At 65.2% G+C, this 24,695-nt stretch carries 26 protein-coding genes and 1 pseudogene; 14 read left to right on the forward strand and 13 right to left on the reverse strand.

Annotated elements, in window-relative coordinates:
• The first annotated feature begins 65 nt into the window (after positions 1-65).
• Together AC1HFW_RS30110 and AC1HFW_RS30115 are read left to right on the forward strand one after the other, a co-directional pair.
• Positions 66-725 (forward strand): TetR/AcrR family transcriptional regulator, encoded by a 660-nt coding sequence (locus AC1HFW_RS30110; protein WP_074921864.1) that lies wholly within the window; start codon positions 66-68, stop codon positions 723-725.
• Positions 722-1,174, forward strand: a complete 453-nt coding sequence (locus AC1HFW_RS30115) for a MarR family winged helix-turn-helix transcriptional regulator (protein ID WP_202904314.1) — start codon at positions 722-724, stop codon at positions 1,172-1,174. The genes AC1HFW_RS30110 and AC1HFW_RS30115 overlap by 4 nt, the downstream gene beginning before the upstream one ends.
• On the opposite strand, the gene AC1HFW_RS30120 is transcribed toward AC1HFW_RS30115, so the two are convergent.
• The 5 genes from AC1HFW_RS30120 to parA all read right to left on the reverse strand — a co-directional run bounded on the left by AC1HFW_RS30120 (position 1,163) and on the right by parA (position 5,639).
• On the reverse strand, positions 1,163-3,145 hold the full coding sequence (locus AC1HFW_RS30120) for a relaxase/mobilization nuclease domain-containing protein (RefSeq protein WP_035481257.1): 1,983 nt from the start codon (positions 3,143-3,145) through the stop codon (positions 1,163-1,165). The two genes, AC1HFW_RS30115 and AC1HFW_RS30120, sit on opposite strands and share 12 nt — an antisense overlap.
• A 448-nt stretch (positions 3,146-3,593) precedes the next feature.
• Positions 3,594-4,193 (reverse strand): S26 family signal peptidase, encoded by a 600-nt coding sequence (locus tag AC1HFW_RS30125; RefSeq protein WP_034008077.1) that lies wholly within the window; start codon positions 4,191-4,193, stop codon positions 3,594-3,596.
• Entirely contained in the window at positions 4,190-4,723 is a 534-nt protein-coding gene (locus AC1HFW_RS30130; RefSeq protein ID WP_034008076.1) for a DUF2840 domain-containing protein, read from the reverse strand. Before AC1HFW_RS30130 ends, AC1HFW_RS30125 begins: the two co-directional genes overlap by 4 nt.
• Positions 4,720-5,004: a hypothetical protein gene (locus AC1HFW_RS30135; RefSeq protein WP_034008121.1), complete on the reverse strand. Its 285-nt coding sequence runs from the start codon at positions 5,002-5,004 to the stop codon at positions 4,720-4,722. The genes AC1HFW_RS30130 and AC1HFW_RS30135 overlap by 4 nt, the downstream gene beginning before the upstream one ends.
• Positions 5,001-5,639, reverse strand: coding sequence for a ParA family partition ATPase (parA, locus tag AC1HFW_RS30140; RefSeq protein WP_034008074.1), 639 nt, complete (start codon positions 5,637-5,639; stop codon positions 5,001-5,003). Before parA ends, AC1HFW_RS30135 begins: the two co-directional genes overlap by 4 nt.
• Between parA and AC1HFW_RS30145 the strand changes: the two genes are divergently transcribed.
• On the forward strand, positions 5,638-5,766 hold the full coding sequence (locus AC1HFW_RS30145) for a hypothetical protein (protein ID WP_256380743.1): 129 nt from the start codon (positions 5,638-5,640) through the stop codon (positions 5,764-5,766). The genes parA and AC1HFW_RS30145 overlap by 2 nt on opposite strands.
• Before the next feature lie 162 nt (positions 5,767-5,928).
• Here the strand turns inward: AC1HFW_RS30145 and AC1HFW_RS30150 are convergent, their stop codons facing one another.
• The 4 genes from AC1HFW_RS30150 to AC1HFW_RS30165 form a co-directional block, all read right to left on the reverse strand.
• Complete coding sequence (locus tag AC1HFW_RS30150) at positions 5,929-6,786, reverse strand: replication initiator protein A (protein ID WP_035479500.1); 858 nt, start codon at positions 6,784-6,786, stop codon at positions 5,929-5,931.
• A gap of 26 nt (positions 6,787-6,812) precedes the next feature.
• Positions 6,813-7,094: a helix-turn-helix transcriptional regulator gene (locus AC1HFW_RS30155; protein WP_003107109.1), complete on the reverse strand. Its 282-nt coding sequence runs from the start codon at positions 7,092-7,094 to the stop codon at positions 6,813-6,815.
• An 83-nt stretch (positions 7,095-7,177) separates the two neighbouring features.
• Entirely contained in the window at positions 7,178-7,939 is a 762-nt protein-coding gene (locus AC1HFW_RS30160) for a DUF2285 domain-containing protein (protein WP_034008072.1), read from the reverse strand.
• Between the two features lie 309 nt (positions 7,940-8,248).
• Positions 8,249-8,599, reverse strand: coding sequence for a DUF2958 domain-containing protein (locus AC1HFW_RS30165; protein ID WP_034008069.1), 351 nt, complete (start codon positions 8,597-8,599; stop codon positions 8,249-8,251).
• A gap of 240 nt (positions 8,600-8,839) precedes the next feature.
• Between AC1HFW_RS30165 and AC1HFW_RS30170 the strand changes: the two genes are divergently transcribed.
• Entirely contained in the window at positions 8,840-9,145 is a 306-nt protein-coding gene (locus AC1HFW_RS30170; protein ID WP_034008067.1) for a helix-turn-helix domain-containing protein, read from the forward strand.
• Between the two features lie 63 nt (positions 9,146-9,208).
• Here the strand turns inward: AC1HFW_RS30170 and AC1HFW_RS30175 are convergent, their stop codons facing one another.
• Positions 9,209-9,529: a DUF736 domain-containing protein gene (locus AC1HFW_RS30175; protein ID WP_034008064.1), complete on the reverse strand. Its 321-nt coding sequence runs from the start codon at positions 9,527-9,529 to the stop codon at positions 9,209-9,211.
• Between the two features lie 814 nt (positions 9,530-10,343).
• Here AC1HFW_RS30175 and AC1HFW_RS30180 point away from each other — a divergent pair.
• A complete protein-coding gene (locus AC1HFW_RS30180; protein WP_035479616.1) occupies positions 10,344-10,862 on the forward strand; it encodes a GNAT family N-acetyltransferase in 519 nt (172 codons plus the stop codon).
• 201 nt (positions 10,863-11,063) lie between these two features.
• Here AC1HFW_RS30180 and AC1HFW_RS30185 read toward each other — a convergent pair whose 3' ends face one another.
• The 3 genes and pseudogenes from AC1HFW_RS30185 to AC1HFW_RS30195 form a co-directional block, all read right to left on the reverse strand.
• On the reverse strand, positions 11,064-13,115 hold the full coding sequence (locus tag AC1HFW_RS30185) for a ParB/RepB/Spo0J family partition protein (RefSeq protein ID WP_052814406.1): 2,052 nt from the start codon (positions 13,113-13,115) through the stop codon (positions 11,064-11,066).
• A 119-nt stretch (positions 13,116-13,234) separates the two neighbouring features.
• Positions 13,235-14,038: pseudogene (locus AC1HFW_RS30190) on the reverse strand (DUF932 domain-containing protein); the annotation flags it as partial.
• A 778-nt stretch (positions 14,039-14,816) separates the two neighbouring features.
• The gene (locus tag AC1HFW_RS30195; RefSeq protein WP_035483964.1) at positions 14,817-15,209 is read right to left on the reverse strand and encodes a hypothetical protein; all 393 of its coding nucleotides are present in this window, start codon (positions 15,207-15,209) and stop codon (positions 14,817-14,819) included.
• Positions 15,210-15,655: 446 nt separating this feature from the next.
• Between AC1HFW_RS30195 and AC1HFW_RS30200 the strand changes: the two genes are divergently transcribed.
• From AC1HFW_RS30200 to AC1HFW_RS30240, 9 genes are all read left to right on the forward strand, one after another.
• Positions 15,656-16,747, forward strand: coding sequence for a hypothetical protein (locus AC1HFW_RS30200; RefSeq protein WP_035483961.1), 1,092 nt, complete (start codon positions 15,656-15,658; stop codon positions 16,745-16,747).
• Positions 16,747-17,658, forward strand: a complete 912-nt coding sequence (locus AC1HFW_RS30205; protein WP_035483958.1) for a nucleotidyl transferase AbiEii/AbiGii toxin family protein — start codon at positions 16,747-16,749, stop codon at positions 17,656-17,658. The genes AC1HFW_RS30200 and AC1HFW_RS30205 overlap by 1 nt, the downstream gene beginning before the upstream one ends.
• On the forward strand, positions 17,655-18,572 hold the full coding sequence (locus tag AC1HFW_RS30210) for a restriction endonuclease (RefSeq protein WP_035483956.1): 918 nt from the start codon (positions 17,655-17,657) through the stop codon (positions 18,570-18,572). The genes AC1HFW_RS30205 and AC1HFW_RS30210 overlap by 4 nt, the downstream gene beginning before the upstream one ends.
• Before the next feature lie 57 nt (positions 18,573-18,629).
• Positions 18,630-19,238: a poly-gamma-glutamate hydrolase family protein gene (locus AC1HFW_RS30215; RefSeq protein WP_051224672.1), complete on the forward strand. Its 609-nt coding sequence runs from the start codon at positions 18,630-18,632 to the stop codon at positions 19,236-19,238.
• Complete coding sequence (gene qatA, locus AC1HFW_RS30220) at positions 19,235-21,169, forward strand: Qat anti-phage system ATPase QatA (RefSeq protein WP_035483953.1); 1,935 nt, start codon at positions 19,235-19,237, stop codon at positions 21,167-21,169. Before AC1HFW_RS30215 ends, qatA begins: the two co-directional genes overlap by 4 nt.
• Complete coding sequence (qatB, locus tag AC1HFW_RS30225; protein ID WP_035483950.1) at positions 21,169-22,053, forward strand: Qat anti-phage system associated protein QatB; 885 nt, start codon at positions 21,169-21,171, stop codon at positions 22,051-22,053. The genes qatA and qatB overlap by 1 nt, the downstream gene beginning before the upstream one ends.
• Positions 22,050-23,417, forward strand: a complete 1,368-nt coding sequence (qatC, locus tag AC1HFW_RS30230) for a Qat anti-phage system QueC-like protein QatC (protein WP_035483948.1) — start codon at positions 22,050-22,052, stop codon at positions 23,415-23,417. The genes qatB and qatC overlap by 4 nt, the downstream gene beginning before the upstream one ends.
• Before the next feature lie 13 nt (positions 23,418-23,430).
• Positions 23,431-24,180 carry a Qat anti-phage system TatD family nuclease QatD gene (gene qatD / locus AC1HFW_RS30235; RefSeq protein WP_035483945.1) on the forward strand — a complete coding sequence of 250 codons (750 nt, stop codon included), beginning with the start codon at positions 23,431-23,433 and terminating at the stop codon, positions 24,178-24,180.
• 129 nt (positions 24,181-24,309) lie between these two features.
• Complete coding sequence (locus AC1HFW_RS30240; protein ID WP_479286288.1) at positions 24,310-24,678, forward strand: ATP-dependent nuclease; 369 nt, start codon at positions 24,310-24,312, stop codon at positions 24,676-24,678.
• The last annotated feature ends 17 nt before the right edge of the window (positions 24,679-24,695 follow it).

Raw genomic sequence — 24,695 nt, forward strand, 5'->3', positions numbered from 1 at the left:
ATATAGAATCCTGGCCACCGTGTCAAAACTTCCGACCCAAGCAGATGCGACGAACCAACCAAGTCATGACCGCCCCGCCGCCGAGCAGCGGCGAGCTGAACGCCAAGGCTCTCACCGTTCTGCGCGCTGCGCGAAACGTCTTCCTGACCCATGGGTTCAGCGCGGCAACAACCGACATGATCCAGCGCGAGGCTGGCGTGTCCAAGTCCACGGTTTACGCGCACTACGCGAACAAGGAAGCACTCTTCACCGCGGTAATCGAAGCCGAATGTGCAGCGTTCACGAACACGGTGCAGGGCATCGAGTTCCGCCCGGGGAAGCTGCGAGAAACGTTGACCCTGTTGGCTCGGGCCTACTTGAACATCGTGCTGTCTCCGGGCGGGCTGGCTGTCTTCCGCGTCGTGATCGCCGAAGGCCCACGCTTTCCCCAGCTCGCACGGACGTTCTATCTGGCCGGCCCGCAGGTGATGACGACGATGGTGTCCGAACAACTGGCCAGAGCGGCAGCGTCCGGCGAAGTCGATCTTGGAGAAATTGGCCGTGACACTGCCGCGAGCCTGTTCATCAACTTGGTTCGCGGCGAACCCCAGCTTCAGTGCCTGACTCATCCGGATGCCGCACCTTCCTCGGCGCAGATTGACCAGTGGGCGAACGCAGCCGTGGTGACATTCATGCGTGCCTATGGTTGCGGTGAGGAAGCGCCCAGTAGACGCTCCCGATCATGATGCCGAATGGGGCAACCGGCACGGAGAAATCAGACGTTGCCCTTAGGGTGATGGCGCTTTCTACGGCCATCACGCGGCTTTTCACAGCAAGGAATCAAGTGCTGAATCGCGTGGCTGCTCCGTTTGGTTTGACCGCTGTGCAGGTGATGGCGCTACACCAGATGTCGGTCACTCCAGCATGTACGCCTAGCACTTTGGCTCGTAGCCTGGCAGTCGATTCTGCCTCGGTTACTAGGCTATTAGACCGTCTTGAGAATAAGGGCATGATCCAAAGAACGGCGCAAGAGCGTTTGGATCGCACGCATGACCGCAGAGTTATCGAAATTGTTCTGACTGAACGTGGAAACAACGCGATACGTGAGTTGAAATCACATTGGCACTGCGCGCTCTCGGAATTGACGGAGGTTTGCAAACAAAGCGAAATACATGAGTTAGCACTAGCTGATTGACAGCCCGCGCTGCCGCCCCATCTCCCACGACACGCCACCACCGCGCACCGTTGCGGCAATCTGCTGTCCCAGCCGTTGCTCGATCACGGGCTTCCACGGTACCAGGCTGAACCCCATGCCATCGTCCAGCATCGCGTAGCGTCCACTGGCGAGCATGACGCTGCGCCGGTAGATGCCGGCCACGCGCTGACCGTCGCCCACAGGCCGGTGTTCCAGGCCGGTTTCGGCCGCAATGCCCTTGGCGGCCTGCGCCAGCTCCCGATTGCGCAGCGTGCCCAGCAGGTTGCGCGCCAGGATCGCGCGCTGTCCGCGTCGCTCGGCCAGCCCCAGTTCGGCCAGGAAGTCGGCGCGTTGCTGCATCGCCTGCTTGGCGTCTGCGCCAAAGCCCAGGTCGCCCAGCCCCGAGCCGCCGCCGATCAGTTGCTGGTCGAGCCAGGTGGCACCTATCACGCGGGCCTGCCGCTCAATCGGCAGGTGCGATTTCAGCTCCACGGCCACACCGCCTAGGCGCTGCGCGTCGTACTGGCGGCCACGCTCGGGCAGATCGTCCGGCACTTTCCATAGCCCCTCGGCCACGCGCTCCACGATGCCCGCCCGGCGCAGGGCTTCCAGGCGCCGGACGTGGGCTGCTACGACTTCGTGCGGGTCGCGGCCCGGCACGGCCTGACCCTGCGCCACGGCCAAGTGATGGTCGGCACGGTAGAGGCCATCACTCGCCAGCGCGGCGATGTTCTTGTCGGCCGCGCGCACGTCGGCCGATCCCTTCACTTCCACCACGGCGCCGATCGGATAGTTCGCCAGCTCGTCGCGGGCGTTCAGCGCGACGTAGTGGGCCTTGCCGTCCACGCCGTCGATGACCAGATAGCCCCGGTCGCGCAGCTCGTCGGCCAGCCCCTTCGCGGCCACGCGGCCGATGATGGTTCGGCCGTCGTCGCTCGGCTCGAACACCGCCAGCTCGCGCGGCTCGCCGCGCATGGCCCGCTGTATGGTGCGGATGATGTCGCCACGCTCGCCCAGCGCGCGCAGAGTCTTTTCCGCGTCGGCATGGACGGCCCAGGTGCCCGGCTGCATCTCGTCGGCGAGGCCCATGCGCTGCAAGCGTTGCAGGCGACCGATCAACAGTAGGCGCTGGCGTTGCAGCCGCGGTTCGTTGAAGCGTCCGATCTGCACTCGGCCGTCCTCGCCGGCCTCGCGTTGCAGGGTGCGATCCAGGCTCGTCCATCGCTCTTGCGCCACCTCGCGCTGCAAGGTCTGCTGGATCTCCAGCTCGGTGCGTGGCCCCAGCCATTCGGTCGCCAGCTCGGCGGCGCGATGGCGAAAGCCGTGCGCGATGTAGTCGCCCGCGATGATGAGGTCTTTGCCGGTGTCGTCACGCCCGCGCACGATCAGGTGAGTGTGCGGGTTGTCGGTGTTCCAGTGATCCACCGCCACCCAATCCAGCCGCGTGCCCAGGTCGGCTTCCATGCGGCTCACCAGATGCCGGGTGTAGGTGCGCAGGTCGTCCAGTTCGGCGCCGTCCTCGGGCGAGACGATGAAGCGGAAATGGTGCCTGTCGTCGGCGCAGCGTTCCTTGAAAGCGTCGAGGTCGGCGTCGTCGGCCTGCGGCCCGTAGGCCCGGCCCGGCTCGCCATCGCGGCCGGCGCCGTCGCGCTCGATGTAGCGCAGGTGCTTGGCGAGCGATTGCGGGCTGGCGTTGCGCTGATTGACCAGCAGCGTCTTGATGGTCACGCGCCGCGACATGGGCGTGAGCTTCGCGCCCGCGAAGCGAGCCGCTGTGTGGCCGCGCCCGAGGCGCGAGCCTGGGCGCTGGCCAGCGCGTGCGCCGCTGCCGCTGGATGCGGGACGGCGCACCGAGGACTTGCCGCTGCTGGCTTTGCCCGCCTGCTTGAGCACCTTGGAGACGAAGCCCTGGCCCCGGTTCTTCGGGGCGCTGGGGCGGATGCGGAAATCGTCGTCGCGGCGGTCGCTCATGGCTGCGTTCCCTGTAAGCTCCGGCGTGTCCGGTCGTGCGAAGCACGCAGACATGCCCGCATCGGCGCGGGCTTCGCGCCCCAAGCGGCACGGCGGCGAAGCCGCTCCGTGCCGCGCCACCCCCATGTGCAGACAGGCTTTCGACGCGGCCCGGTGCCGCGTCCTTTTGTCTTGCCTTCCGCCTTTGCCCTTCGCTGTCGCTCCGGGCGTCGGCGGCCCGGCGGCGCTGTGCTGCTTGCAGCCAGCACGCCGGCGAACGCGCCAATGGCCGCAGGCCAGGCGCGTTCGAGGCAAGACGCCTGCACGCTGGACGGCTGCGCCGGATGTTGCGCGAAGCGCGGCGCGAATGCGCCCGCGCTGCACGCGCGACGACACGGCGGCGGCAGCCGGAACGGCATGCCCGATGGCACGATGAGAGGCACGGCAACGTGCAGTGAATCGGCGGCCATCATGGGCGTGTCTCCAGCCAGACCGGGTCCGCGACGCCGATCACGGCGGATGCGCTGACCGGGCCGAAATAACGGCTGTCGAACGATGCCGGATTGGTCACGCTCAACAGGAACAGTTCGCCGGGTTCGAGGCGGCGGCAAAGCTGCAAGGATGGCAGCGGCCGGCCCAGCCGGTCAGTAGGCAGCGCGGCGGCCGCAGGCACGCCGTCGATGCGTACCTGCCCGGCGACGATGCAAACGTGTTGCGGCGCGACTGCGCCCACACGTTTGAGCAGCGGAACGCGGGTCGGCAGGTAGCCGCGCTGCGCAGCCAGCATGGCGGCCCTGTCGGGCAGCGGCACCAGCACGATGCTGTCCACGGACAACGGACGTGGCAGCGAGGCGGTGCGCGGGTCGAACGGTTCGATGCGATACCAGCCGACCGCCACGCTGTCGGACGGGTTGTAGGTCAGACGCGGCAGCGGCGACACGAACACCGCCCAGGCCAGCGCAGCGAGGCCGACGGCAGCGAAGCCCGCCAGCACGATGCGAACGCGCAGGCGCGAGCGAGGATGCGGCGCGACTTCGTGCGTGCATGTGGTGTTGGATTGGGTCGTCATGGCAGCGCCCTTCCGGCCAGCCAGGCGGCGTGCCGCTCGGCGGTGTATTCGGGCAGCGCCAGGCGGGCCGCCAGACGGTTGCCCAGCGTGCGCCAGTACGCGGGTGACACGTCGATGGCGACGATGCCTTGCCCTTCGATGCCGTCGATGCGTTCCAGCACGGCCCGCACCGTGTTTTCGCCTTCGGCGTGCAGCAGCAGGCGTGCGCCCGGCCGCACACCGGGGATGCGCTGCATGTCGTCCAGCGGCGTGGCGGCTTGCATCACCATGAGTTGCCAGCGGATCGTGCCGTAGTCGTTTGCTTCCCAGCGCACGCGGCAGAACATTGCACGCGGCAGGAACACCGCGCAGCGCCGCCAGCGGTCGAGCTGGTGCGTGCGCGCAGGTTCGCCGAAGCGCAGGTAGAGCTTGAAGCGCGGTTCGATGTAGGCCAGTGCCACGCGCGTCAGCGGCGCCCTGGCAGGATGGCCGGAAGGAGCTGCGAGCGCAGCCGTAGCCGCGCCAGCGGCAGGCGAAGCGGATGCGGTCATGGGGTGTTCTCCCTGCGATGCTCGGGAAACTCCCGCTCCAGCAGGCCGCGCAGCAGATCGGCCACGGTCACGCCTTGCGTGAAGGCCGACACCTTGATGCGCGCGCGCAGCGCGGGCGTGATGTCGAGGGTCAGGCGGGCGGTGTAGAGGTCGCCCTTGCCCAGCGCATCGGCGTCGCCTTGGCGAATCCACGCCTCGGCTTGCGGATTCGCGGGCGGACGCGCGCCGATGCCGACGCGCTTTGCCGTGCGTCTGCTGTTCGGTGGCGGCTTCTCGGTCATGTCGGCCACCGCAGCAGTTCGTCCACCAGCGCGGTGATTTCACGCGCGGCGGCGCTGTCCGGCGCCGTCTCGCGTGCGAGCCGACCGGCGGCCACGCTGTCGGCGAAGACGATGCGCTGGCGAACCTCGGCGCGCAGCGCCGGCAGCGGTTGGTCGGCCAGCGACTGCCGCGCCTCGCGCCCGATGATCGTGGTGCTGACGCGCCGGTTGATGACGAAGGCCGCGCGCAGCGCAGGCCGGAACACCTGGGCCTCGCGGATCAGCGCCACCATCTCGGCGCTGGCCCGCAGGTCGTAGGGGCTGGGTTGCACGGGGATCAGCACGCGCTCGGCCGCCAGCAGCGCGGAGCGCGCCAGTGCCGCGATGCGTGGCGGGCCGTCGATGACGACGTGATCGGCCCGCCTGGCGAGTTCTGGTGCTTCCTGATGCAGCGTTTCGCGTGCCAGGCCCACGGCGCTGAACAACCTTGGCAAACCCTGCTGGCTTCTGCGCTGTGTCCAGTCCAGCGATGAACCCTGCGGGTCGGCGTCCAGCAGGACGACGTGCTGGCCGCGCATCGCCAGCTCGCCGGCGATGTGTGTGGCGAGCGTGGTCTTGCCCACGCCGCCTTTCTGGTTGAGCAGAGCGACGATCATGGCGCGGCCCTCCCTCTTGGAAAGCCTTGCCTTGATTGGCCTGCAAAACCTGTCGGCTGCCGGCTGGTATTGCCTGCCGTTTGTGGCCGCGTGGTGGTTGTCCACCGCAGCGGCGTTTCCCTACTAAAAGTTAGAGAATTTAAGTTAGGGAAGTTAGAGGGGCGCGAAACCCAATGCTGGCGCGGGTTTGCGGCCGATCGGCACGCCTGATAGCACGATAGTCCCACGCCTGATAGCACGATACCCCGCACGCCTGATAGCACGACACCATTCACAAGTTTTCCCGGAGTTATCCCCGTGCCGTCTGCGGCACGGGCCGGAACGTCAGCAACTCCATGCCGTTGTCGGGCATCCGCTCGATGCCCAGGACATAGCCGGGCAGCGACTGCCGCGCGACCAGCGCGCGCAGGTCGCAGGCGAAGTCGTAAGGCTTGGCGGTGCTGCCGGATTTCTGGTGCAGGTAGCGAAAGTCGAACTGCCAGCCGTATGCCTGCTTGCCGCCGTGCTTGCGCACCAGGCGGTACAGCCAACGCTCGATGCCGCCGGTGAGCCGGAAGTACGCCGGGTCGATGGTCAGCACCAGCGCAGCATCCAACACCCCCGCGTAAAACCAGTCCGGCAGGATCAGCTCGATGCCCAGCGGCGTGCCGCTGGCATCGGCCAGTTCCTTCCATTCGTTGATCCACGAGAAACGGTGCAGGCGCCGCCCGGTCGTCTCGCGGATGGACGTGGCCACCGTGGTCGATTGCAGGCGATCCAGCGCGGCCTTGAGGCGCTGGTAGTCGCGCAGCGACTTGCCGCGCCCGATGAAGCGCAGAATCTCGTAGGGCGTGGCCTGCATCAGCCGCGACGGCCGCAGGCCCGCGTCCTTCGCTTCCACGATCTGCGAGGCCGCCCATATCAGCACGTCCGCATCCCAAATCGTGGCGATGCCGTGCTCCTGCGTGCCTTCCACGCGGATCGTGACGTTGCCCGCGCGGAAGTCGATGGGCTTGACCCGCTTGGACTTGCCGAGCGAGAAGAACGGATAGGCCATCAAATCCTGGCTGTCGCGCGGCGCCATGTCGCCGGGCAAGGCGCGGAACAGGTCGAGTTGTTCGCGCTCCTGCAACGGCCGCTGCCGGGACGGCAGCGCGGTGCTGGACATGGCGATGGCCTGCCGCGCGCCGCCGATCAGCGCGCACGGCTGTCGGCCGAGTGGTGCTCGGCGTATTCGGGATCGGAAGTCGTCTCGAAGCTGCGGTCGGCAGCCCAGGCATCGAGGTCGGCCACGGCGTACATGACGCGCCGGCCGAACTTGCGAAAGCGCGGGCCGCCGCCGATCACGCGCTGCTTTTCCAGCGTGCGCGGCGACAAGCGCAGGTACTCGGCGGCTTCGTCGTTGGTGAGATAGCGTTGGGGCTGCGCGGCAGCGGTCGAGACAGTGGCGGCAGGCCGCAAGGGAGCGGGACGCATGGTGTGAACCTCCATCGGTTGAAAGCGCCCGGCCACACAGCGCGACCGGATGGAGGCAGTCTCAAGAAGCGAGGGGTTTTAGATCAGGGCCGTTTTGCATCCACATCAAAACGACCCTTCTCAAGCGGCGGAAGCTGTGCTAACCGGCGGTAGCCGCCGCGCATCAACGCATCGCCGCGATGCACCAGGCGGCGCACCTTGGAGCGCAGCCCGCCATCGCTGTACCAATCGGCTGCGGCATCTACGCCGAACAGTCCTTCCGCGACTTCACGCAAGGACGCGCCCGCCAGGGTCGCGTCGAGCGCCTGCAAGCTGTGCAGTTCCAGCAGCGCGGTAGGTGTCGGCCTGGGCTTGGCCGCCGCCAGTGCCGCTTGGAGCGCATGACCGCGCGTAGGCGCGGCAGCCTCGCCGCGGTGGGCATAGGCCACGGCCATGCCGTCTTCCAGGCCGGGCGCGAGCGCGAAGCGCAGGCAATGACCTGGGCTGCGCGCGATCAGCGCCAGCCCTTTGCCGTCATGGAGCAGTTGCTTGTGACCGGGGATGCGCCAGAACGCGAAGGTCGCCGCATCCTGTGGCGGATCGGCATCGGGGTAGAGCTTCACCACGGCGGCATGGCCGGGCAGCCAGGCCGGATGCGCGTCGCGCGCATCGAGCGCCGGGTCTTCCAGTAGGCGCAAACCCCAGCGATGCGCTGTGTCTGGCCCGCGATGACGGCGAAGCCAGTCGAGCCGGTAGTCGGGATGCCTGCGCAAATACTCCCAAGCGAGCGCGAGCGCATCCAGCCAAAAGACATACAGGTATGCGGCAGTCGGATACCAATACGCGAGGTGATGAGGATTGACCATGACGCCTCCTCCTGCGAACAGGACTCGCCGCCACGGAAGAACTACGCGCTACATCGCCATCGTCAGAGCGTCATGGGTTAAAAAGGCGAATGGGGTTGTCAAGACCGATTGGCTCCGATGCGTTGCGATATTCGTCTCAATGATGCGGCGGCAGCGCCCCGAACTTGGAGTGCTGCACAGGCCAGCCTGCCGCAGCCCGCGCTGGGCATCATGTCTATTTGGATCAGACTGGTGGGGCTACGCCGCAAGAATGCTGATTAAGACCTGCCCGGTATGACGCCAGACTGAAAAAGTCACAGTCGGCCGTATTCAGTCCGGGATCGCGCCGTCGCGCTCGGCCAGCCGGGTGTATTCCGACAGCGTGCGTGTGGGGCGGAAATAGCGGTCGCGCAGCACGGGCTGCTGGCGCGGCCCGACGATGCCGGCCAGCTCGGACAGCTTGACGGTTCCCTGCGCCGGCATCCCGATTCCCAGGTCGATGAGACCCCAGGCGGTATCGCCATCGGCGGGATCGAGTGCGGCCAGCAGCCAGGTCACATGCGCGTCCGGCGTGAACAGCCGCACCACGGGCACCGGGTCGATGGCCCGGCCAGCGGCGCGGGCCTCGCCGTTGGCGAGCAGTTGCGCGCGCTCCGGGACGGTGGCGAGTGGCTGGGGCATGGTCGGCAATCCCACAAATCCAATGATGCACGGATGCGGTTTCACGTTGAAGCGCAGAACCGCCAAACCGGATTTACGCCTTCGTGCGCAAGCACGGATGCGCTTGCGTGGCTTTGCTGGAACCCGCCGATGCGGATTTCCGTAAAGGCACAAAAACGTAGAACACCAAATGAACACTATAGATTGTAGCCCTATAGAGCGCAATGGGCTGTCATCTTGGTTTTTCGAGGGAAACCATAGGTGGCGGCTGGGAACTCATTGGCGAAGGCATTGAAGACAGTTAGAAAGGCGCGTGGCTTGAGCCAGGAAGCCTTCTCTGACGTGTCCAGTCGCACCTATATGAGCACCCTCGAACGCGACCTTAAAAGCCCGACCCTGCATAAGCTGGCCGAGCTGTGCGAGGTGATGGAGATCCACCCGCTCACGCTGCTGACTCTGGCCTACGCTGGCGACAGCTCGCACAAGGCCGACGAGCTCCTGGCGCAGGTGCGCCAGGAGCTGGAGGCGGTGTTGAAGGAACGCGACGCGGCGAAGCCGCGCGCGTGACGTGGTGATGTGCTGCGAACAGCAGCACAGCGCCCCGCCGCGATGGGCGGGGCGCTGCGGCGGTCACGCCGCCTTGGGCTTGCTGCGCGACCAGATCAGGTCGTGCGTACCGTCCTCGTCCTCGTTCTCGATCAGGCGGGCATAGACCGTCGCCGGGAACGAAGGATCGTCGAGGGATACGGACACGTAGGGCCGCCCGGCTTCGCTGGTCTTCTTCCACGCCGCGCCGATGTCGTGGCCGGCCGCCTGAAGGCGGAAGTCCGGGGCGTTCTCGGTGTCGCCCTTGTCGTTGGGAACCAGCTTGACCTTGACGTTGAGCGTCAGGGTGCGAAGCGTGCCGGTGAAGCCGTCTTTGTCTGCGGTGAAGGTGCCGATGTTGGCCATGATGTTTCTCCTTTCGGTTGAACAAGGTTCGCGCCCATCGCGTCCTTGTTGTGATCCGGCCGGCGGGGGACGGGCTGGCTGCACCGCTTGCGGTCGCAACGCAGTGGAGAACCGGAAGGCGAAAAGAATTTGTCCCGCGAGGAATGCGCGCAGCGCAGGGGAAATTGTTTTCGCCGGACGGTTGCAGCCATAAGCCCGAGGCGCAGCCGCGCCCCCACCAGGATTCACAACGAGACAAGGACGCCTTGGGCCGAACCGCTCCGAAAGGAGATGGGGCCGACTCGGCATCCCCGCATGAAGGCTTCTCCGGCTCGCCCACTGACGCGGGCCAGGTCAACCACCCGACGACAAGCGAGAACGCCCCCGCCGCACCTTGCGGCGCCGCTCTTGAGGCGTGGCGTTGAAGCTCCATAGCGATGCCGGGCGGGTTGTCCGTGAACCGTCCTTCGTGACGTGATGGGCAGGAACCGCCAGCGTTGAGGACGGCACGCACCTGCACAACCTGCCGCAGCAAGCGCCAGCGTGTTCGCCAGCGCCCCGCCCATCGGGGCGGGGCGCTGGCCGGGCCGATCCGGCGCAGCCGATTCGGCCGCATCGAGGGGCGCCAAGCATCGCGCGGCGGGGATAGCCCGCAGGACTTTCCCCTGGAGGCAAGCGAAGCGCGCAGCGCCGCAGACGCGAAGGCGTGAGGGATTGAAGCCGAATGGCCGTGACGGCAAAGGCGGCACGGGGCGCAGCCCGAAAGCCCGGCGGCGCAGTGCGCCGACACGCCCAGGCCGTTCTATATTTTCAGGAAGCAATCGAAGACAAGCCCATGACCCTCCAGCTCCGACACGAAACCCCGGACGACATTGCCGCCATCGAGGCCGTGACCATCGCCGCGTTCGCTGATGCACCACACACCAGCCACACCGAGCAATTCATCGTGCGCGCCTTGCGTGCCGCCAACGAACTGACGCTTTCCATCGTGGCCGAAGAATATGGGCGCGTCGTCGATCACGTCGCGCTGTCGCCAGTAACGATCACCCATGAGCACGGGCGAAAGACCGAGGGCTGGTATGGGTTGGGGCCGATCTCCGTCCTGCCGCCAAGGCAGGGGCAAGGCATCGGTTCGCGCCTGATGGAACAGGCGCTGTCTGAACTGCGGGCTATGCAGGCCGCAGGCTGCGTGCTGCTGGGCGATCCAACGTACTACACGCGCTTTGGCTTCCAGGCCCATGCGGGCTTGCAACTGCCGGGCGTGCCGCCCGGCTATTTCATGGCGCTGGCCCTGCATGGGACAGTGCCGGAAGGCATCGCGCACTACAGCGATGCCTTCAACGCCGCCGCCTGAGCCAGCGCGAAGGCGGCGGCGTTCTAATTCGGCTATTGAACACCGGGCGCGGCGACTGTCGCACCCGGATTTCGCGTCCACCGCGCCCAGGGCGGAACGGCCTGGGCGCGGTGCTGATCGCGGTTATTCCTTCGTCTCGATGCGCCACCACACAAAGCGAAGCGCCCCGGTCGAGGCCGGGGCGCTTGCCTTCGGCGCGGGTCAAGCGGCCAGTGCCTCGGCGGGGTCATCCGCCATTGCCTCGGTATCCTCCGGGGCATCCTGCTCCGGGCCTTCTTCCTGCGCGGCCTCCTGCGGGCCTTCGGCCTTGAAGATGGCGGGCATCCAGCCGGTGCCATCGGCCAGCCGCTCGGCCTCGCTGGCAATGTCGGCCTTCTTGAGCTTCGCCAGCCGGGTGACGGATTCCGGTGCAAACGCGCCCACGGCATCCAGAATCACGGCCTTGGAAACGTGCTTGAAGTAGCCTTCTGCGGTCGGCTTCCACCATGCGGCCATGTCGAGGCCCACGGCCTGCGCCAGTTCCTTGCCGGGCTGGTGCGGCGTGGCACGGGGCGTCACCACGTCCACCGTGGAAGCCACGCACACGGCCAGCAGCCGCACCAGTTCGTCTTGCGACTTCGCCAGCAGCGCGGCGAACAGTTCGGCGCCGTCCTCCGGCAAGGCTTCACCGGCTACCTGTTGCAGTTCGCGCAGCGCCACGGCGGCAGGCGATTCCGGCCAGTCCGGGGCCATGCCTTCCAGCCGGTCTTGCGCCGTGAGGCGCACGCCCAGCGGCAGGTCGTGGCCGTAGTGGCTTTCCTGCAAGACGGTCTGCACCATGCCATGCACCAGCGCGGCCAGCGCGACGTGCGGATGCCGTGCGACTTCGATTTGCAGCGCCGCCGTGCGGTGGGCGCTCAACCGCTGCGCGAGCCGGTCGGACAGGCTCGCGGCCTTGGGCGCGTCGTCGGTGTCCTCGTGCTCGTCGTCGGCGGCTTCGCCTTCGGCACTGCCGAAACCGCGCCGCAGCTTTTCCAGCGTGCGCAGCGCCTTGGCCTCGGCTTCGCGCAGCAAGCCGCGATGAATGACGGCCTCGCCGTTGCGGTCGATGGTGACGATGGCACCGGCCACCTCGCGCACCTCGGGGGCATAGCCTTGCAAGGCGTCCTCCGCGTCTTGCAGTTCGCCGACCACCTGATCGCGCCGCTGTTCCAGTTTCTCGGCCTTGGCCTCGTCCTCGGCGTCGCAGGCTTCTTCCAGTTCGGCGTCGATCTTGTCGAGGCGGGTTTGCAGCGAGGCAATGCGGCGGGCCTCGCGGGTGGTCGGCTCGCGGCGATGGCGCGGGGCATTCTGGAAAGCCTGCCGTTCCTCGTAGGCCAGATGCGGCACGGCCTCCACCCATGCCCAGCCCTCGGCGCGCACGTCCTCGGCCAGCGTTGCCAGCTTGTCGCGTACCAGCGTTTCCAGCACTGCGGTATCGGTGAGGTAGGTTCCGGCATCGCCTTCCGCGAACAGGTCGCGGCGGATGCCGCCGCCTGCCTGCCGGTAGGCGTCCAGCCCGACGAAGCGCACCAGCGCGTGCGCAGCGTCGATTTCGCGCTCGGTCAGGCGCTCGCGCAGCTTGGACGGGCTGCGCTGCCATTCCGGCGCACCATAGAACGCGGCTTCCTGCGCGGCGTGGTCGTCGGTGATGGTCAAGGCCATCAACTGTTCCAGCGTGACGCCTCCGGCCCGGTAATCGGCCATGAGGCGCGGCGAGACGTTCGCCAGCTTCAAGCGGCGCTGTACCACCAGCGGGGACACGCCGAAGTCGGCGGCAATGTCCTCGATGGGGCGTCCTTCCTTGACCAGCGCGGCGAAGGCCGCGAACTGGTCGGCGGGGTGCATGTTCTCGCGCTGCACGTTCTCGGCGAGGCTCACGGTACGGGCCGAAGCATCCGCCACTAGCAGGCACGGCACTTCGTAGTCGGCGGCGATGCGCTTCTTCTTTGCCAGCAGCTTCAAGGCGGTCAGGCGGCGGTCGCCTGCGACGACTTCGTATTGCTCGCCATCGGCGGCGAGGATGACGATCAGGTTTTGCAGCAGGCCGATGCGGGCAATGCTCGCGGCCAGTTCGGGGATGGACTGGCGTGGGGTCGTGCGGACGTTGCGCTTGGAGCGGCGCGGCAGCAACTGCGAGAGGGGAACCAAGATCAGGTTCTTGGTCGGGTCGGCCACTTCCAGCGGCGCGGCGGCTTCGATGGCGACGGCTTCGGTTTTGAGTATGGCGTTCATGGTGATAACTCCTATCGGTTCAGGGATGCAGCAGCGAGAGAAGCGGCAAGGGCTGCTGCCTGCCCCTGCCGGGTTGGGAAGCAAGGGGGATTCAGGCTTTCAACTGGCGCAGGCCATCGGCCATCGGCCAGCAGCCGCAGGGCGCGGTTCAGGCGCACGCTCTGGTCGATGCCCTGCACGGGCCGGGTGGTCTGGCGGCGGCCATTCGCGGCGCGGGCGGACAGGCCGCCTTTGGTCAAGTTCTCCTGCGTGCGGTTGAACACGCTCCACAGGTCGCGGCGGTCGTCGTCGTGGCGGCGCGGCATCAGGATTTGCGATTCCGTGATGGGCGCGGGCCTGTCCTCGTCGTACTTCAACGCCAGCGCAGCGCGGGCGAACACTTCCGATTCCCCGGCGTCCAGCGTGATGGCGCGCATGGCATCGCGCGATTCCTGCGCCCGGTCGAAGCCGTGCAGGACTTCGTAAGCGCCTTCGATGACGTGCCCGGCTACGTCGCCCTTGTGCGGCACGCGCACGTCGGCCACGGTGTCGCCGCAGACAAGGCCATTGCTGCAAACGAAGCGGAACATCCCGGCCAGCATCTGATAGCTGCTGGTGCCGTCATGGGAGTTCAGCAGGATGATTTCGTTGGCCTCGCGGCCGTTGATCTGGCTCGCGTGGCGCAGCCGGATCATGTGCTTGGTGTAGTCGCGGCGGTCGTCGTGGCGCACGCGGGTTTGCGTCACCATGAAAGGCTCGAAGCCTTCCCCGCGCAGTTCTTGCAGCACAGTCGCGGTGGGGATGTAGCTGTACCGCTCGGAGCGGCTTTCGTGCGGTGCCTCGGCGAAGATCGACGGGGCCACGGCCCGGATTTGGTCATCGGACAAGGGACGTTCCGAACGCAGCACCGGGGAGCGGGAAGCGAAGCGGGATGCGAGTTGCATGGCATTTCTCCTGACAAAGAAAAAAGGGTTTGCTGTTCACCGCACACCGGATTCCTAGATTCGGAAGCCCAGCCTTTCGGCTGTTCGGTGCGGTCGGCACGAGGAACCCGGTTGGCCCTGTTGCCACCGTCTTTCCTGAGTTCATCGCCCGCGACGGTCAGGAGCGCGCGGACGGGGGCCGTCAAGGAGACAAGCGCAGGGTTGGTGCGGCCCGCAGGCGAAGCCGAGGACACGGCCCTGCGCGCCTTGACGGCACACGGCCGCGGGCTACAGTCGCGGACAAGGTGATGAAGTCAGGGAAGACGGCTGGACATGGCAACGGCCATCCCTGTGTGCCGACCGCACGCAAGCGAAGCGCGCAGGCCCGGATCTGGAATCCGGGCCGGAGGCGTCAGCCGAGCGGAGCGAGGGAACGATGGAAGCCCGTCAGGGGCGAGACGCCGCAGGCGGCTCGATGCGCCACGCGCACGACAGCGCGACCGGCCATGTTTCTTGGCCGGGGACGCACAGCCTTCAATGCTTGATGCACAAGCTCATGCGCCCGTCATCGGGAAACAGGTTCGACAGCGACTGCCGTGGTCTGGCCGATCCGGCGCAGCCGGTTCGGCGGTCTTTGAGGGGCGCCAAGCATCGCGCGGCGGGGATAGCCCGCAGGGCTTTCCCCTGGAGGCAAGCGAAGCGCGCAGCGCACCAGGCGCGAAGGTATCGGCAACGAGCGCAGCAGAAAAAAGGTGCGCCGCCCCCGCAGGGACGACGCACCGAAGGCAGCGCGGCGCGATCAGTTCGCCGCCGGCGCCGCCATCGACTGCAACTGGTCGATCACGCCAGGCTCAACGAACACGCAAGCCTGCTCGTCCGCGATCGGCACGTTGAACACCTGCGCGAACACCGTGCGTCGCAGATGGGCCAGGCGGCCCGTGCGATATGCCTGCTCGGGCTTCATGCGCCCGCCGGCCTGCGAGCCGCTGCGCTGCGGATCGCATTCGACCAGCGCGACAAAGCCGTCGTCGGACAGTTTCTGATGCTCGGGGCAAAGCCCCCAGCCGGTTGCCGTATGGCGCTCCATGCTCGCGCGCAGGCGCTTGTCCAACAGGACGGCGCCGGTATCGAACGCCGTGCCGCAAACGAGGCAAACATGCTGTTCGAGGGAAATGTGTGATTTGTCGTTCATGACGATCTCCGGTTGCACGGGCGGAATTGCCCGGAACCGTCGCCAGCACGGCGTAGCGCAGCAGTCAGGGGTCGGAGACGGCCACGGGCCGCAAGCGTGCTGGCACGCGCCGCCCTTGACGGCGAGAACGCCGTGATACGGTGAAGGGACACAGCAAGACCGCCCCCTCACACCACCCCACGCATGCGGGGTTTCCGGTAAGCGGAGCGCGCAGGCCCGGGAGGGCCGGAGGCGTCAGGGGTCAAAGCCGAATGGCCGCGATTCGGCACGAAGCGCAGCCCGCCAGCCCGCCAGCCCGCCGACGGAACGCCGTGACGCCCGACAGGGGGCTCGGCATGGGCTGTAGGCTGCCGTCGCTCTTTCACTGCACAGTAAAAATTGCCATTCGGCTGAATTTTCGGTAGAGTTCGCATATTTACTGAACAGTGAACAAGGCTCCACGCCGCATGTTTGAGTCCACCCTGACTGAACGAGAGTTGATCGCGCGCTTGGTTGACGCCCTGCGGGAGCTACCCGAGGTAGAGGCCGACCTCGCCCAGGAGCCAGCCGCCCAGCACAGCGATCGCGGGTACGACGCCCAGGTCGATTTGCACGTTGCTGGGAAGCCCTTCGTCCTGTTGCTTGAAGCCAAGAAGGTCGTCTTTCCGCGAGATGTCCGCCAAGTAATCTGGCAACTCCGGGCGGCGAGCCACGGGAGGCCCACCGGGCAGCGGGAGAACCCCTTGCCACTCCTCGTCGCCGAGTCCATCTCCCCCGGCGCGAAGGAACTGCTCAGAAGCGAGCGCGTCGGCTACTACGACAGCGGCGGCAGCCTGTACCTACCCGCCCCCGGTGCGTACCTCTATATCGACAAGCCGCCCCCCAAAGCCCTGGCGAAGTCGGTGCGGACGCTGTTCACCGGGCGACGTGCCCAGGTGCTTCACGCCCTGCTGGTGCGGCATCAGAAGTGGTTCGGCGTCACCGAGTTGGCACAGCAGGCGACGGTGTCGCCCGCCACCGCCTCCCAAGTGCTGACCGAACTGGAGCGCTTCGACTGGCTGGTAGCGCGTGGGCAAGGCCCGGGGAAGGAGCGCCACCTTCGCGAGCCGGCGGCCTTGCTGGACGCATGGGCCAAGCAGCTCGCCACCATCCGTCCGTCACCTGTGCGGCGGTACTACGTGCCGGGCACGAAGGCAGACACGCTGGCGACGCGAATCGGCCAGGTCTTCGACGCGCACGAGGTCCAGTACGCGATCAGCCACGAAGCCGCCGCGCAGCGCTATGCGCCGTTCATTTCTCATGTCTCCCAAGTGCGGGTGCGCGTGCTGATCGGCGCGAACGCCGATGCCGCGATCGGTGACCTGGACGCGCGTGTCGTCAATGAGGGCGCCAATTTGGGGGTCATCGAAGCCAAGTCGTCAGGCGAACTGCTGTTTCGCGAGCAGATCGACGGCCTATGGCTGGCGAGCCCAATTCAGATCTATCTCGACCTGCTGCGTGGCGAAGGCCGCTCCAAGGAAATGGCCGAGCACTTCCGCAAAGAAAGGATCGGCTTCTGATGGCCAAGCCCGCAACGCTCGACGGCTACAGCGACCAGTACACCGTGGACTGCGAACGTGTCCTCGTGACGCTGCTGCGCGGTCTCGGACCGTGGAAGGATTCGGTCTACCTGGTCGGCGGGCTCACGCCGCGGTATCTCGTCGCCGCACGGCCACCCGCGGTGCCGGCGCACGCCGGCACGCTGGATGTGGACATCGTGATCGATTTGCAAATCCTGGCCGACACCGAGGCCTATCACACGCTGGAGGACAACCTCAAGAAGATGGGCTTCGAGCGTGCCGAGAACGAAGCCGGGAAGAAGCTCTCGTGGCGTTGGCAGACCCGCACCGAGCATGGTGCGCTGATGGTGCTGGAACTGCTGGCGGATGCGCCGGACCTCGTTGGCGGCAAGGTACAACCGCTGCCGACCGAAGGGACGATCTCGGCCCTGAACATCCCGCACTCGTCCATCGTCTTCGACCTGTACCAAGTCACCGAGATCCAGGCCGAACTGCTGGGCGGCAACGGCATCGCCACCGAGAAGATCAAGCACGCCAATCTCGTCAGCTTCACCTGCTTGAAGTCCTTCGCGTTCGATCAGCGCTTCGAGCGCAAGGACGCGCACGACCTGGTCTATTGCATCGAGCACGCGCCCGAGGGCATGGCCGCCGTGGCCGAAGCCTTCCGCAACGAGCGGCGCGGCAAGCACGGTGCCGTCATCGAGGCCTCGCTGGTGATCCTGCGCAGCCGTTTCACGGGCGACGAGAAAACCGAGGGCTATCGCAAGGATGGCCCCGTATCGGTCGCCAGGTTCGAGCTCGGTGAAAGCGACGAGCCAGATCTGCGCGAAGCACGGGCACTGCGGCAGCGGCAGGCCAGTGACGTGATAGAGCAACTGCTGGCCAGGATCGATCAAGGGTCAGCGACATGAGCTTTCCCGCTGACATCAAAGGCTGTATGAAGGACTGCATCCTGTCCCTGTTCTGGCCACGCAAGGATATCGTGGGCTTCTTCGAGAAGCACGGATGCACGAAGGCGGAGATCGCGCCTTTGCAGCTCGAGGGCGAGCATGCGCTCAAGCGGCATGAAGTGGTCGATGCTCTGTTCTCCGCACTCGCAGCACGTTCTGACAACGGCCTTGGCCCGTTCCGGGCGATGCTGCAATCGCTACTGAGCTGGTCGCATTTCGACCCGTACTACTTCGACAAGCTACGCAAGCTGGACCGCAACACAGCCAACAAGAATCTGGAGCATCTCCGCCAACTGCAGGAAATTCGAGACGCCAAGATCAAGGCCGATCGCGAGCGCAGAGCTGCACAGGAGGCAGCTCGCCAGCAACCCACGGCGTCGCTCGATCAACTGCGCGCCGAATACCTCGATCTCCTCGCCGACAAGACCTCACGGCAGCAGCGCGGGTACGCGCTGGAACGGATCTTGGCCGAGTTGTCACGCCTCTCTCATCTGGAGGCCACCGAGGCTTTCCGCGTAAACGGAGAGCAGGTCGATGGCGCAGTGAAGTTCGACGGGGAACACTATCTGATTGAAGCGAAGTGGCAGGAACGGTCTGCAAGCAACGAGCCCGTCTACCAGTTTGCCGGCAAAGTGGCGGGCAAACTATACGGACGCGGCCTGTTCATTTCAGTGAATGGCTTTAGTTCAGAGGTTATTCGCAGCCTCGTAATGGGCAAGGAAATTCAAACGCTATTCATCGACGGCGAGGATCTGATCTTGGTACTGGAAGGGCACCTGAGTTTGCGGGAGATGATCGATCGCAAAGTCAAGGCGGCACAAACCAAAGGGCTCATCTACGTCCATCCCATATCCGGTGCCGAGAAGAAGCTCTGAGATGCAGGCGATCGCTATGTCACCCAAGAACCTGTCAAAGATCCACTGGAATCAAGAATGAGCAGCCTCGCCTCCAGCTATAGGGGCTATGCCGATCTAGCCAAAGCCCAAGCCGAAGGTGAGGACTACAGAGTGCTTGTGCGTCCGGTCGCGGCGTCGTCGATCGCTGTCATTGCGCCACATGGAGGAAGGATCGAGCAGTACACGTCGGACATCGCCTGCGGCGTTGCTGGAGGAGACTTCAATCTCTACTCCTTTGAAGGAATTAGGCAGTCCGGCAACTATTCAACGTTGCATCTGACAAGCCATCGGTTCGACGAGCCGCGTTGTTTGGAACTCCTGTCCAAGTGCGATTACGTCGTTGCGATTCACGGATGCGGCGGCGATGATCAACGAGTTCTTCTCGGCGGGCTTGATGGACCTTTGAAGCTGGCGATCAGAGAAGCGATGCATGGGATCGGAGTCGATGCCCAAAGCGAGGATCACCCGTTTCCCGCCACAGACCCGAAGAACATTTGCAATCGGGGACGACGCGGCATCGGTGTGCAGCTCGAACTGACAATAGGACTCAGGCTGCACGGACCACGCGACGCGATATGCAAGGCGATCCGCTCGGTGCTGATGGCGTTGCCGAACGCGGACCGAGGAAGAGGACAAGGGAAATGATCCTGACCGACAACGAAACCAAAGTCGACCTGCTGAACAACGAGGCCATCGCTGCCACGATCGTCGGGCTGCTTCGTGCCAAGCCCGATCATCCGGTGACGATCGGCGTGCACGGCGACTGGGGGGCGGGCAAGTCCAGCGTGCTCGAAATGATCGAGGCGGGCTTTGCAGACAAGAACGATGTCCTGTGCCTCAAATTCAATGGGTGGCGTTTTCAAGGCTTTGAGGACGCGAAGATAGCTCTGATCGAAGGGATCGTCACGGGCCTGGTCGAGAAACGACCAGCGTTGAACAAGGCGGCTGTGGCCGTCAAGGATGTCTTCCGCCGCATCGACTGGCTGAAGGTCGCCAAGAGAGCCGGTGGTTTGGCCTTGACCGCCTTCACGGGAATCCCGACGCCCGAGCAAATCGGAGCCGTCGTCGGCTCGCTCGAAGCGCTGGTGGCAGACCCCGCCAAGCTCGTGACAAAAGAGAACATCTCGACGGCCATCGATGAGGCCAAGGCCCTGCTGAAGCCGGACGAGTCCAAGAATGTGCCGGAGGAAGTGGAGGCGTTCCGCAAGGCGTTCGACCAGCTCTTGAAAGACGCAGGCATCAAGCAGCTCGTTGTCCTGATCGATGACCTCGACCGTTGCCTGCCCGACACCGCCATTGAAACGCTCGAAGCCATCCGGCTGTTCGTGTTCACGGCGCGGACGGCGTTCGTCGTCGCGGCCGACGAGGCGATGATCGAGTACGCGGTGCGCAAACACTTCCCCGATCTGCCCGACAGCACCGGCCCGCGCGACTACGCCCGCAACTATCTCGAAAAGCTCATCCAGGTTCCGTTCCGCATCCCGGCTTTGGGAGAGGCCGAGACGCGGATCTACGTCACGCTGTTGCTAACCGGCGCCGAGATCGGCGAGAACGACGCAGACTATGGGAAGCTGATCGCCGTCGCTAGGGAAAAGCTGAAGCGGCCTTGGACCAGCGGCGGTCTGGACGTAGCGACTGTCAAGGCGACACTCGGCAAGCAGGCCGAGAAGGCGAACAATGCGCTTGCGCTCAGCGACCAGATCGGTCCCATCCTGGCCAGTGGTACGAAGGGCAACCCGAGACAGATCAAGCGCTTTCTCAACACGCTGTTGTTGCGCGAGCGCACCGCGATCGCACGCGGTTTCGGCGACGACATCAAGCTCCCCGTGCTTGCGAAGCTCATGCTCGCGGAGCGCTTCATCCCGAGGTTGTTCGAGCAGATCGCGTTCGTTGCGGCGGTCCATCCGCAAGGGCTGTGCGAAGACCTGGAAGCGCTGGAAACGGGTTTGGCGACGGCTGGTGACAAAGAGAGTGAGCCCAAGGGACATAAGACCAGCGAGCCCCCGCCCGCACCCGACAGCGCCGTGTTGACCGAGTGGAAGTCGCTGGAGACGGTGCGCGACTGGGCGCACCTTTCGCCGAAGCTGTCGGGGCTCGATCTGCGCCCCTACCTGTTCGTGACAAAGGACAAGAAGGACTACTTCGGCCCGGTGTCTGTGTTGGGTCACTTGGCTGGCGTGGTGGAGAAGCTGTTCGGGGGCAAGATGACCGTCCAAGGCTACGACGCCGAGTTGAAGCAGCTCGTGCAGCCCGAAGCCGAGAAGGTGTTTGAGGCCGTGCGCAGCAAGATCATGAGCACGGGAGCCTTCGACACCAGGCCGGCGGGTGTCGAAGGCCTCGTTGTCCTCGTAAAGGCCCAGCCCGGCCTTCAGACCCGCTTGATGGATTTCCTGGAGGCACTGCCAAGCGGCAAGTGCGGGCCTTGGGCGGTCAGCGGCTGGCAGGGTGTCATCAAAGACACCGAATGTGCCACGCGCCTGACGAAGCTGCTGGGAGACTGGGGCAAGGTCACCAACAACCCCGGCCTCAAGGCAAGCGCCGAAGCAGTGCTCAGGGATCTGAAGGGAGGCCGTTGATGGGAACCTCGACAGCTTACGGCGGCCCTGGCGGCGGAACACCGCTTGTTCCTTCATGGCTGGGCGACGCCGGTGGCGGTGACGCTCCTGCTGCCCCTCCGGGCAATGGGGCAGGTCCGGACGGCCAGGCGCCCGCGGATGGTACTGCGCCACCGGTGCCGCCGAACCGCCCGCCCATTCCCCGGACTGCGGACCCGCAACGCTTCGCCGGTGCTCGCTCTAACCTCACACGATTCGCGGGCTCCGGCGGTAGCGACCGGGCCAGCCTGGGCCGCGCCGTCTCAAGGTACGTCTCGACGTCCGCCGGGGGCGCGCGCCAGGCTGCCCAACGCATGGGCGCCTCTCGGGGTTCCGGCGCGCGGCTCCTCGGCTTCCTGACCGATGCGCAAACGCGGGGTGTGCGCGAGGCGTTGCGAGCGCTGGACCTGGAATCGTTGGCGGGTCGCCCGATCACCGAAATTTTCGTGGGCCTGGCCGACTACATCTGTCCGGGCGCGGGAACGGTTGACGAAGGCATCGCCCGCGAGGCCTACATCGAAACCATCGTTGAACTGGCGAGTGAAGGTCTCACCGACCTTGCCACGTTCACCCCGGATCAGATGCAGACGGTTTTCGAGCTGTATGCCACCCATGCGATCGAGGCGCGCATCTGCAACGACATCGGCACCAAGGCCGTGACCATGCCAGCGGACGCGCAGGCTGCACACCGCGTCGAGCAGCAGTTGCGCGACTTCATCCGAGGCGGGGTAAGCGACGCGGTCACTCGTGCCAGGGCAGAGACACCCAATCTCACGCCCGAACGAATTCAGGGCTTCGTGGACGCAGTGTACGAGTCCGCATTCGCGATCTTGCAGACCTTGGGTGATGCGGAGGCCAATCAATGAAGCGGCAACTCCTGGCTGGCCGTTTCGGCCCTGACGACCACGTTGATGTAACGGTAGGCGCCGATGAGCAGCGAACCTACCTGCAATTGGTCATCGGCGAAAAGTCCTTGGACCACGGTCTCGGTGGCGCGCTCACCAGCCTGAAGAAGATCGGCGTATTCCCCTCGGAGATCGGCATCGACCTGCTGGTGCTGGCAGCTCATGTCCATGCGGCCGACACACGCATCTCTCGTGCCGAGCAGTCACAGGATTCGTGGACGCGCGAAATACGGCTGGTTGTTCCAGTCAGCGATCCAGCTCGCTGGAGCGCAGCAGCACCGACGCTGAAGAAGTCGCTTGACTTCTTGACAGGCGATCGCTGGACGATTGGCTTCAGAGCACGTCCGGCTCGCTTCGCGACGATCGCCCAGACAGTTCCTCCGAGCCTGATCGCTCTCCCCTTTGATTCCGTCAGCCTGTTTTCCGGAGGACTGGACAGCCTGATTGGCGCCATCGACCTGTTGGAGGATGGTGCCACGCCGTTACTGATCAGTCACTTTGGTGAAGGTTCAATCAGCGACGCGCAAGGCAAATTGTTCACGGGTTTGAGAAAGCAGTATGTCAAGTCGTCTTTCGAGCGGCTGCGTGTCGGCATGACCTTCAAGAAAGGTTTGGTGGCCGACGTTGGCTCGGAAGACAGCACGCGCGGCAGGTCGTTCCTGTTCTTCGCACTCGGCGTGTTCGCGGGCACTGGGCTGGGGCACCGCTTTGTACTGCGCGTACCCGAGAATGGTCTGATCGCTCTGAATGTGCCATTGGACCCTTTGCGGCTGGGCTCGAACAGCACTCGAACTACGCATCCTTACTACATGGCAAGGTGGAACGACCTACTCGGCGAACTCGGCATCAACGGCGAAGTTCAGAATCCGTACTGGGACAAGACGAAGGGCGAGATGGCCGCAGCCTGCCGCAACCCGGCCCTCTTGAAGAAGCTGGCGCCAGATTCGTTGTCGTGCTCGTCCCCCGCCAAAGCCCGATGGCTAGGGCATGGCATCGAGCACTGCGGCTACTGTCTGCCATGTCTGATCCGCCGCGCAGCGTTGGAGGCAGCATGGGGTACGGGAAGCGATCCGACGACGTACACCGTATCCGACCTTCACGCCCAGCCGTTGGATACGCGCCAAGCGACCGGAGTACAGGTCAGGTCGTTTCAGTACGCGATCGAGCGCTTGAGGGAAAAACCGCAGCTCGCAAACCTCTTGATTCACAAACCGGGCTCGCTTGCTGAAGAAGCCGAGCATCTGGATGAGCTTGCCGATGTCTATCGGCGCGGCCTTGGCGAAGTTGCGCGGCTCATTGATGGCACCGAGGCGAAACCGAGTTGACGAGGATGCGTGCATGATCTCTTCAACCGGCCTCGTGGACTTCCACTGCCACCTCGATCTCTACCCGGACCATGCCGTGGCAGTTCGGGACGCGGAGGCGGCCGGCGTGTTCACGCTGGCGGTGACGACAACACCGCGCGCCTGGCCTCGCAATCACGAACTCGCGCAGCGAACGAAGCATGTTCGAGCGGCACTGGGGCTGCATCCGCAGTTGGTCGCGGAGCGTGAAAACGAAATCGAATTGTGGGATCGATACCTTGCGGAGACGCGCTACATCGGTGAGGTCGGATTGGACGCCGGCCCCCGGTTCTTCAAGTCACTCGATGCGCAGAAGCGCGTATTCCAGCATGTGTTGCAGCGCTGCGCTCAGGCCGGTGGGAAAGTGATCACGGTCCACAGCATCAGGTCAGCCAAGGCGGTGCTTGATCTTGTCGAGACGCATCTGCCACCCGAGCGCGGCAAGATCGTTCTTCATTGGTTCACCGGGACAAAGAGCGAGGCGAAGCGTGCGCTGGAGTTGGGCTGCTACTTCTCGATCAACGCAGGAATGCTTGGCAATGAGAAACACGCGCCAATGATGCAGACCATCCCGCTGGATCGGATGCTGACGGAAACCGACGGTCCCTTCACTCGCGCCGGCGACAGACCCTCGCAGCCGGCCGATGTGGCGGGCGTAGTGGAGTCGCTGGGCCGTTTGCATGGGCTGCCTGCGACCAATGTGGCCAACCTCGTTCGCGACAACCTACGCGCTTTGCTCGGATAGTTGGAGATCAATGGAGTAGTGGTGGTCGGCCGAACCACGTGTGCTCTCGGAAGCCAATTGTCGTGACACCGACACGACAATCTTGGCTGCCGACCGACTCACGAAACAGGCCGCAGGAGGACATCATCGGTGTATCTGGCACAACTGAGAATATCCAACTTCAGGAAACTACAGAAAGTTGATCTGAGCTTCCAGCCAGGACTGAACGTTCTGGTCGGCTCTAACAACGTCGGCAAGACCGCTGTCGTCGATGCACTGCGTGCGCTGCTTGCGGGGCATGATGAGCCGTACCCTCGCCTCGACAGCGAGGATATGCACCGGCCCAAGGGCGGTGCTCCGGCGGGCGACATCGAGTTCCAGTACGTCTTTCGTGATTTGGACCCGGATGACGAGGCCGATTTCCTGGCGGCGCTGAAGCCCGACGCACTCGGCAAGCTCGAAGCGCATATCACCATCCGTTACTCGGAAGCCGACAAGACGGGAAGGCTGCGTGCCTAGCGCTGGTGTGGCGACCA

Source organism: Achromobacter sp. ISS7 (assembly GCF_056523125.1).

What these genes read in the sequence shown, in the direction of transcription:
- AC1HFW_RS30215 (WP_051224672.1), top strand. Translation starts at nt 18,630, where the DNA reads ATGAGCAGCCTCGCCTCCAGCTATAGGGGCTATGCCGATCTAGCCAAA.
- AC1HFW_RS30210 (WP_035483956.1), top strand. Translation starts at nt 17,655, where the DNA reads ATGAGCTTTCCCGCTGACATCAAAGGCTGTATGAAGGACTGCATCCTG.
- AC1HFW_RS30145 (WP_256380743.1), top strand. Translation starts at nt 5,638, where the DNA reads ATGGCGCGGCCCTCCCTCTTGGAAAGCCTTGCCTTGATTGGCCTGCAA.
- AC1HFW_RS30135 (WP_034008121.1), bottom strand. Translation starts at nt 5,004, where the DNA reads ATGACCGAGAAGCCGCCACCGAACAGCAGACGCACGGCAAAGCGCGTC.
- AC1HFW_RS30115 (WP_202904314.1), top strand. Translation starts at nt 722, where the DNA reads ATGATGCCGAATGGGGCAACCGGCACGGAGAAATCAGACGTTGCCCTT.
- AC1HFW_RS30200 (WP_035483961.1), top strand. Translation starts at nt 15,656, where the DNA reads ATGTTTGAGTCCACCCTGACTGAACGAGAGTTGATCGCGCGCTTGGTT.
- AC1HFW_RS30110 (WP_074921864.1), top strand. Translation starts at nt 66, where the DNA reads ATGACCGCCCCGCCGCCGAGCAGCGGCGAGCTGAACGCCAAGGCTCTC.
- AC1HFW_RS30175 (WP_034008064.1), bottom strand. Translation starts at nt 9,529, where the DNA reads ATGGCCAACATCGGCACCTTCACCGCAGACAAAGACGGCTTCACCGGC.
- AC1HFW_RS30125 (WP_034008077.1), bottom strand. Translation starts at nt 4,193, where the DNA reads ATGACGACCCAATCCAACACCACATGCACGCACGAAGTCGCGCCGCAT.
- AC1HFW_RS30165 (WP_034008069.1), bottom strand. Translation starts at nt 8,599, where the DNA reads ATGCCCCAGCCACTCGCCACCGTCCCGGAGCGCGCGCAACTGCTCGCC.
- parA (WP_034008074.1), bottom strand. Translation starts at nt 5,639, where the DNA reads ATGATCGTCGCTCTGCTCAACCAGAAAGGCGGCGTGGGCAAGACCACG.
- qatC (WP_035483948.1), top strand. Translation starts at nt 22,050, where the DNA reads ATGAAGCGGCAACTCCTGGCTGGCCGTTTCGGCCCTGACGACCACGTT.
- AC1HFW_RS30205 (WP_035483958.1), top strand. Translation starts at nt 16,747, where the DNA reads ATGGCCAAGCCCGCAACGCTCGACGGCTACAGCGACCAGTACACCGTG.
- qatD (WP_035483945.1), top strand. Translation starts at nt 23,431, where the DNA reads ATGATCTCTTCAACCGGCCTCGTGGACTTCCACTGCCACCTCGATCTC.
- AC1HFW_RS30185 (WP_052814406.1), bottom strand. Translation starts at nt 13,115, where the DNA reads ATGAACGCCATACTCAAAACCGAAGCCGTCGCCATCGAAGCCGCCGCG.
- AC1HFW_RS30155 (WP_003107109.1), bottom strand. Translation starts at nt 7,094, where the DNA reads ATGCGTCCCGCTCCCTTGCGGCCTGCCGCCACTGTCTCGACCGCTGCC.
- qatB (WP_035483950.1), top strand. Translation starts at nt 21,169, where the DNA reads ATGGGAACCTCGACAGCTTACGGCGGCCCTGGCGGCGGAACACCGCTT.
- AC1HFW_RS30160 (WP_034008072.1), bottom strand. Translation starts at nt 7,939, where the DNA reads ATGGTCAATCCTCATCACCTCGCGTATTGGTATCCGACTGCCGCATAC.
- qatA (WP_035483953.1), top strand. Translation starts at nt 19,235, where the DNA reads ATGATCCTGACCGACAACGAAACCAAAGTCGACCTGCTGAACAACGAG.
- AC1HFW_RS30195 (WP_035483964.1), bottom strand. Translation starts at nt 15,209, where the DNA reads ATGAACGACAAATCACACATTTCCCTCGAACAGCATGTTTGCCTCGTT.
- AC1HFW_RS30150 (WP_035479500.1), bottom strand. Translation starts at nt 6,786, where the DNA reads ATGTCCAGCACCGCGCTGCCGTCCCGGCAGCGGCCGTTGCAGGAGCGC.
- AC1HFW_RS30130 (WP_034008076.1), bottom strand. Translation starts at nt 4,723, where the DNA reads ATGACCGCATCCGCTTCGCCTGCCGCTGGCGCGGCTACGGCTGCGCTC.
- AC1HFW_RS30180 (WP_035479616.1), top strand. Translation starts at nt 10,344, where the DNA reads ATGACCCTCCAGCTCCGACACGAAACCCCGGACGACATTGCCGCCATC.
- AC1HFW_RS30120 (WP_035481257.1), bottom strand. Translation starts at nt 3,145, where the DNA reads ATGAGCGACCGCCGCGACGACGATTTCCGCATCCGCCCCAGCGCCCCG.